Raw genomic sequence first — 6,803 nt, 5'->3', positions numbered from 1 at the left:
GAAGTAATGGGAGTGACGGGGGAAGGGGAGCAGTAAGGAGGGGCGGTCGGGTCGGGTCGATGATCGTTCCCGACCCAGAGTGGACTAGTGAGTCATGTCCTGTGGTGTAAGTTTTTTCGCATCAGTGCATTTTGCAGTGTCACGCCCCGCAGAATAGGAAATCCTCGCTCCACCACTTGAAAACCGCAGTGCAAAAAGAATGGCTCAGCGGTCTTGCTCACATCCGCCGTGAGCTCGCTAATCCCCAGTAGCTTGGCTTCGTCATGGATACGACTCATTAGCAAGGTGCCGACGCCTTGTCGCGGATAGGCCCCCGACACAAAGAAATGATCGATGTATCCGTTGGGCTGAATGTCAGCATATCCAGCAATTTCACCTTCGACTTCAACGACAAATGGTCGTAAATCCCTCATGCGGCTAGCCCACTCTTCTGGGGCAATGTCTGTCGGTGCCCAAGCCTCTATTTGTGCGGCTGTGTAGTCACGTGATGCGATGTCATGTACAGCCGATAGAAAGACCTGAAATAACGCGCCCTCGTCCCCAGTCCTGAACCGTCTAATTTCCATCGATTCCTCATAAAACAGCAATTAAAAGTTATGCGTTTTAACATCCTTACGGGGCAAGAAGTGTCTGCTTCTGGCCGAAATCGGTCTATGGCCGATGTCCATCTCCGAGAAACGCACCGGGCCCGTGTGCATCCCCAGTCTGGCGTGCTAGAGAAGTCCTATAACCGGGCAGAAAAATGCGGCCAATGCTCTGAGATATATTCAACCTGGCGTCGCTCTGCTGCCTCTTTTAACTCACGTGCTAGGAAGACCGATGGCAATATCTGCTACTCGCGAAAATATAATTGATGCGATCTCCCGAGCAGATCAGTCTTCCCGAAGCGCTAGAGCGGATCGAATTGAATGGCTAGCTCAGCATATATCGCATCCTGGCGCCGTGATGGGTGATATGGCAGTCCTTCACATGATGGAAGAAGCAAAGCAGTGTTTCGTTTCGGGTCACTTTGTCGGAGCAATACTACTTGCAACTTCCGTCATAGAACAAACACTCAGCGAGGAGCTCGAAGGCGTCGCGCCCGAGCAAGAACGGCGAAATTTTGAGCGAATGATAAAGTCGGCGCGCCTGCACTTGTCGCTGCCTAGCAACCTGCTTGATGACACTGACCGCGTCAGGGAACTGCGCAATCCGTTTACACATCGCAAGGCCAATGGCCATCCTCACTCTTTCGGCACAAGGTTCTTGGCTGCCAAAGCACATCCAACCGCTATTCTCGAGTCGGATGCAAAGCTAGCGATGGCGGTCATGTATGAGTGGTTCCGACGAACCCTGCGGAATCTCCCTAAGAATTGAGAAATTGCAGTCTGACACCTTGCACCCGCAATAATAAAGTGCAGACTACCATTTTTCATAATGTGGTCATTGAAGTTGCAGTCTGGCACCTTTATTCTCATAAGAATCGCGTAAGGGAAATGAATAAATCACAATTATCAGACTGTTTGTAACTATAAGTGAAAGGCGGTATCATCAGTATGGCCTGTCATTACAGCCACAATTCTTGAAGCACAGCAGGCAAGAATCCTACGTTGTGGAAGCATCTTTTGAGGTGGATGCTTGCACAGTCGATATTCCTTCAATGCACAAATGCCATGGATAAGATTACAAAGTCGCTACTCAATGAATTCGTCAATGAGCACAACCTTGGCCGCCTAGCCGAAGATAAACAATTCGAGCACTTTGCCGCATTTTTGACAGTAGGCAGGTCACTCGGGGAAACTCTCGACACAAATGATGTAGTAGTTGGTGCCGGCTCGGACACCGGCATTGACGCAATCGCCATCGTGGTTAATGGGGCTCTTGTCGACGATGTCGCGGCTATCAATGAGTTCGTCGAACGAAATGGATACCTCGACGTCACATTTATCTTCGTACAAGCCGAGAGGTCGGCCTCATTCGACACCGCCAAGATTGGTCAATTTTCTTTTGGCGTGAACGACTTCTTCAAGGATGAGAATGCACTACCACGAAATAAAGACGTAGAAGAACTCGCTCAGGTGATGACTGCGATCTACGAGCACAGCAGTAAATTCAGAAGGGGCAATCCGACGTGCCGGCTCTACTACGTCACAACAGGCGTATGGGCCGGTGACGCAGCCCTAGAGGCGCGGCGAAAATCGGCAGTAGATGACTTACTTAATCTTCGAATATTTAAGAATGTCGAGTTTGTACCTATCGATGCAGAGGGCATTCAACGACTCCACCGAGAAAGCAAGAATTCCGTTTCTCGAGAGTTTGATTTTGCTCTGAAGGCGGTTGTACCAACAATAGATGGCGTCACTGAATCTTATGTAGGGCTCTTAGCAGCGCCTGAATTCCTGAAGTTAGTTCAAGACGAAACAGGGGAAATTCTGAAAGGAATATTCTACGACAACGTTCGCGACTGGCAAGACTTCAACGCTGTCAACTCGGAAATGCGCGAAACACTCTCATCAAAGAGCAATCGGTCACGCTTCGCGCTGATGAACAACGGAGTCACAGTGATAGCAAAGACGCTACGAACGACGGCCAACAAGTTCTACATCGAAGACTATCAAATCGTCAACGGATGTCAAACAAGTCACGTTCTTCATGATCAGCGAGATGTCCTGGACGACAGTGTCATGATCCCGCTTCGGCTTATAGCCACGCGCGACGAAGACGTAATCGCCTCAATCGTAAAGGCGACAAATCGGCAAACCGAGGTGCGTGAAGAGCAGCTACTAGCACTATCTGATTTTCAAAAGAAACTGGAAACATATTTTTCCGCCTTCGACGAAGCACAGCGTCTCTACTACGAACGCCGCTCACGTCAATACAATAGTTCGGGCGGCATAGAGAAAACGCGCATTATCACTCCCGGCGCCCTAATTCGTGCCTTTGCAGCGATGTTTCTAGAAGAGCCTCATCGCGTTACCCGCAGTTATCGCCGAATCCTTGATCGAGTTGGCGCAGATTTGTTCGCGCCGCACCACAAACTCGAACCATATTACTTATCGGCATTGGCCGCCTATCGTTTGGAATATCTTTTCAGAAACCAATTTCTAGATGGGACCTATCGGGCCGCACGTTATGAAATTCTCTTGGCTCTCCGAATTCTCGAAATGCCCTCGCCCTTGCCGCGGATGAATTCTCATGAGATAGAGCGACAATGTCGGCCCGTAATCGAACGATTGTGGGACGCAGCAGAATCAGAGAAAATGTTTGCGCGCGCTGCAGATACGGTGTTGGCCGCGTCTGCTTTCGACATTGATTTGGCTCCGCTTCGTACCGAAACTTTTACCGATGCGATTAGAGACCTTGCAAATAAGAAGCTAAAACCGAAAAGAAAAAAGCGAGCGACGAATACGGCCTAATAAAATAGGTGTCGGACCACAATTCTCATCTGCTAATTGGTAGCCTGACACCATTTCTTTACGAGATCATTCTTTCTCCACCTGCGGGTTAAGTGCACATTTTTAATCGTCTTTAGCACGTCGGGGCTGCCGCGTCTTAACCAAACAATCCGAGCAATCCGGGTCAACTAAGTACCATCCCATTTTCTAATCTGAATTGCGAAGCGCGAATCTCACACATGAGAAAAATTCAGCAGAGGGAGATCTATATTCTATGTTCTTCTGTGGTGCAACGCCACGCGCTTCACATTCTCTAAAATGTAAGACGGCAACACCTTGGGACCAGTCAAAATCCAGCTTATACAATTCAAAATTTAGTGAGTCATGTACAACCAAAACACTTTCACACCCAACCTCGCAAGGTCGTCTTGAAACCCAGCGATCGGTTGCAGCCAAGAACAAATGAGTCACATCAAGAAACGTGTCTATATCAGACTCTGTAGGAAGTATGTAGTCGTGCTCAACTGCGTTACGCATTGCATTTAAGCGGTCCAGCACTCTAGGAGCCACGAGACCACATTCACGCGCATAATTAATTAGTGTCGGAAAATTTCTTAGCTTACCCAAATCGCGCGCACCAAATCCTAGGCATATATCTTCCAGTCGTATATGAAGCGCTTTCTTGACATTAGATAGAGCGTTGACTAGATGCCGTGCAGCCCTACCGTCACGCAGGTCATTCTCCGCAAATGAAAGATAATCTTCTGCAGACAACGGTTCGGCACGAACGTCCATCCAGTCCCATACGTATTGGTCCGCGACATCGTCGGTTAGAAGTGAGAGATCGAAATTAATCATTGAAAAACCACTCGGGTGACTGACGAAATGTGAAATTTCGAAGGCTGGTGCACCACATCGATTAGCCGCGCCCCACACCTCGTCCACCAACTCCTCTCGGCTCGCGGGCGGCGTCAGCCTGAACGCCCGGCACGGCCAACGTCGCCACCCAGGGGCGGATCCGATCAGCGGAAAAATTCCAGACAACAATCTCGCGGCACAAGCGGCGGAAATCGTAGTCTGACTTTTTTAAGACCCAGATTAACAACAGCTAGGTGGCGTATCGATAAATTTATTTAGATAATCTGACGCACCTTCTCGGTGAGCATGAAGCTGATTCCGAGAAAATTCTGAATCCGCAACGCTAGGCAATTTAATATTCCATCATTACACATCTACATTAATTACGTAAATTTTGACATTGAGCACAAGAAATGAATCGGCACTTCATTTTTCGGAATTATTGGTGGATCGCCATGCTTCTCGGAGGTGCAGCCGTCACGGTTTGCCTCTATTTTGGCGGCGACGATAGAATAGGACTTATAGGCACGGTGCTCGCGGGTGCATTAGGATTTTGCTATTTTGCACAACAGCAGAAACTTGCTGAAACAGCACTGTTTCATCAGCTATTCATCGGATTCAATGCCCGCTATGACAAGATAAATGGGTCGCTTTTTTCGCTTCTAAATAAGCAGAATCTCTTACCTGAAGATCGTAGCATCATAGTGGATTACTTTAACTTGTGCGCGGAGGAGTACTTATTTTATCAACAGGGGTATATTCCGCGAAAAGTCTGGCGCTCATGGTGTCGTGGAATGGCGTGGTATTTAAAAAGACACCCCTTCAAAGACGTTTGGAATGATGAATTCAAAACAGATTCGTTCTACGGTCTGTCTTTGGAAGTCATTCACGCCGGAGCCAGATAATCCTATTTAATCGACGCCCCATTGATCTCATTGACGCTACGAAAATAGATGTCAGACTCCGACCGTCCGACATTCAGACATGGCCGTTCAACGCGTAACCTCAATATTTCCACTATCGCAGCGCGGCAATACTGATCCCCACCGCCCCACACCCCTCCACCAACTCCCCATCATGACTCGCAAACAACACCACCCGATCCTTCCCCCAAGCCTTAAATAGCTCCGCCAACACCGCCCGCCCGCGCGCATCGAACCCATTGCTAGGCCCATCCGCGATCACCACCGCCGGATCGCCCAAGGCCGCCGCCGTCACGAACACCTTGCGCCGCGTGCCGGTCGACATCTGTTCAAAGCGCTTGTCCAGATGCGGTTCCCGCGCCAGGTCATAGGCCAGCTCCAGCGTGGCCTCATCCAGCGCCACATTCTTTTCCGCCGCGACCTGTTCCAGCAGCCCGCGCCCCGTCTGTGTGGGAAATGCGAGGCAGTTGTCGGGCACGTAGGCTAGGCCGGCCTGGGCTTGTTGGGGCGCGTGCGTCAGGGAATGGCCGTCTATCCAGATGTCTCCACTATCGGGCGCGATGGCGCCGGCGATGAGGTTCAGGAGGGTGGATTGCCGGTGCTGTCTTCTTCGCATAGCGCCACGCACCCGGGCGTGAAGCGATGGGTGAGGCCCTGGAAGACGAGGTAGTCGCCGTAGCGTTTGCTGAGATTGTCGAGTCGTAGCATGGCGGGGAGTTTACGCAGGATCAGGGGGGACTAGAAGCGGCGGCGCGCGCTATGCCATAATTGATAACGATTCCTATTCATTCATAGCGCAGGCCGTGGACTCGACACGCGATAGCCGGTTTTCCACCATTTATAAGAACGACCACCCGTGGCTGGAGCGGCGGCTGCGCAATGGGTTGCGCAACCGCGAGGACGCGGAGGATGTGACGGCGGCGGGAGCTGGAGCAGGCCTGGCTGGAGATGTTGCGCTTGCAGCCGAAGCCGCTGGAGCCGTCGGCCGAGGAACGGGTGCAGACGCTGCAGGCCTTGCAGGCGCTGGATAAGGCGCTGGACGGGCTGTCTGCCAAGGCCAGGATGGCGTTTCTGTATAGCCAGCTCGACGGCCTGACTCATGTGGAGATTGCGGCGCGGCTGAAGGTGTCGCCGACCATGGTGCGCAAGTACATCGTGCAGGCCTTGCGCCGTTGCTGCGAGGTGTTTGGGGTATGACGGCCTTGGATGCGCGCACCCGCGAGGCGGCGATTGAATGGCAGGTCTGTTTGTCCAGTGGGCAGGCCAGCGATGCGGACCGCGCGGCGTTTGACCGGTGGCTGGCGGAGAGCCCGAGCCATGGCGCGGCGTGGCAGCGGCTGAACGCGGCGCTGAACGGCACGCTGCACGCGCTGCGGCCGGGGCTGCTGGCCGATGGCGATGCGCTGCGGCGTTCGCTTCTCGGTGACGGCCAGCGCCGGCAGTTGGGATAACTACCGGGGCGAAGTCGACGGCTCGGGCCCGCTGAACGAGGCCGGCACCTTGCGCGCCCGGGGCGTGGTGGCCTATCAGGATTCGAACACCTTCAAGAAGGCCTACGAGCACCAGCGCCAGCTCCCCGCAACTTCATGCTGACGCTGTCCCACAAGTTCTAGCGGGACGGCCGCGCCAGCGCTGGCGCTTGGCCGAA

The 6,803-nt window shown here is 52.3% G+C and carries 8 protein-coding genes and 1 pseudogene; 6 read left to right on the top strand and 3 right to left on the bottom strand.

What is annotated here, in order from left to right:
- Nucleotides 1-92: 92 nt before the first annotated feature.
- On the bottom strand, nucleotides 93-566 hold the full coding sequence (locus tag ACN6PJ_RS18070) for a GNAT family N-acetyltransferase (protein WP_149063629.1): 474 nt from the start codon (nucleotides 564-566) through the stop codon (nucleotides 93-95).
- 403 nt (nucleotides 567-969) lie between these two features.
- Between ACN6PJ_RS18070 and ACN6PJ_RS18065 the strand changes: the two genes are divergently transcribed.
- Both ACN6PJ_RS18065 and ACN6PJ_RS18060 read left to right on the top strand, forming a co-directional pair.
- Complete coding sequence (locus ACN6PJ_RS18065) at nucleotides 970-1,356, top strand: hypothetical protein (RefSeq protein ID WP_427997222.1); 387 nt, start codon at nucleotides 970-972, stop codon at nucleotides 1,354-1,356.
- 296 nt (nucleotides 1,357-1,652) lie between these two features.
- Nucleotides 1,653-3,395: an AIPR family protein gene (locus tag ACN6PJ_RS18060; protein WP_427997221.1), complete on the top strand. Its 1,743-nt coding sequence runs from the start codon at nucleotides 1,653-1,655 to the stop codon at nucleotides 3,393-3,395.
- 186 nt (nucleotides 3,396-3,581) lie between these two features.
- On the opposite strand, the gene ACN6PJ_RS18055 is transcribed toward ACN6PJ_RS18060, so the two are convergent.
- Nucleotides 3,582-4,319 carry a hypothetical protein gene (locus tag ACN6PJ_RS18055; RefSeq protein WP_427997220.1) on the bottom strand — a complete coding sequence of 246 codons (738 nt, stop codon included), beginning with the start codon at nucleotides 4,317-4,319 and terminating at the stop codon, nucleotides 3,582-3,584.
- A gap of 326 nt (nucleotides 4,320-4,645) precedes the next feature.
- Between ACN6PJ_RS18055 and ACN6PJ_RS18050 the strand changes: the two genes are divergently transcribed.
- The gene (locus ACN6PJ_RS18050) at nucleotides 4,646-5,137 is read left to right on the top strand and encodes a hypothetical protein (protein WP_427997219.1); all 492 of its coding nucleotides are present in this window, start codon (nucleotides 4,646-4,648) and stop codon (nucleotides 5,135-5,137) included.
- A gap of 112 nt (nucleotides 5,138-5,249) precedes the next feature.
- Here ACN6PJ_RS18050 and ACN6PJ_RS18045 read toward each other — a convergent pair.
- Nucleotides 5,250-5,863, bottom strand: a pseudogene (locus ACN6PJ_RS18045) (ABC transporter ATP-binding protein).
- A gap of 240 nt (nucleotides 5,864-6,103) precedes the next feature.
- Here ACN6PJ_RS18045 and ACN6PJ_RS18040 point away from each other — a divergent pair.
- From ACN6PJ_RS18040 to ACN6PJ_RS18030, 3 genes are read left to right on the top strand one after another with little or no spacing between them, the layout of a single operon-like run.
- On the top strand, nucleotides 6,104-6,352 hold the full coding sequence (locus tag ACN6PJ_RS18040) for a sigma factor-like helix-turn-helix DNA-binding protein (RefSeq protein WP_427997218.1): 249 nt from the start codon (nucleotides 6,104-6,106) through the stop codon (nucleotides 6,350-6,352).
- Nucleotides 6,349-6,606: a FecR/PupR family sigma factor regulator gene (locus ACN6PJ_RS18035; RefSeq protein ID WP_427997217.1), complete on the top strand. Its 258-nt coding sequence runs from the start codon at nucleotides 6,349-6,351 to the stop codon at nucleotides 6,604-6,606. The genes ACN6PJ_RS18040 and ACN6PJ_RS18035 overlap by 4 nt, the downstream gene beginning before the upstream one ends.
- Nucleotides 6,578-6,748 carry a hypothetical protein gene (locus ACN6PJ_RS18030; protein WP_427997216.1) on the top strand — a complete coding sequence of 57 codons (171 nt, stop codon included), beginning with the start codon at nucleotides 6,578-6,580 and terminating at the stop codon, nucleotides 6,746-6,748. Before ACN6PJ_RS18035 ends, ACN6PJ_RS18030 begins: the two co-directional genes overlap by 29 nt.
- Nucleotides 6,749-6,803 lie beyond the last annotated feature (55 nt).

This window comes from Achromobacter sp. (genome assembly GCF_050285585.1).
In the GTDB taxonomy this organism is placed as follows: domain Bacteria; phylum Pseudomonadota; class Gammaproteobacteria; order Burkholderiales; family Burkholderiaceae_B; genus Achromobacter.
This window is presented reverse-complemented; position numbering and strand designations above follow the sequence as displayed.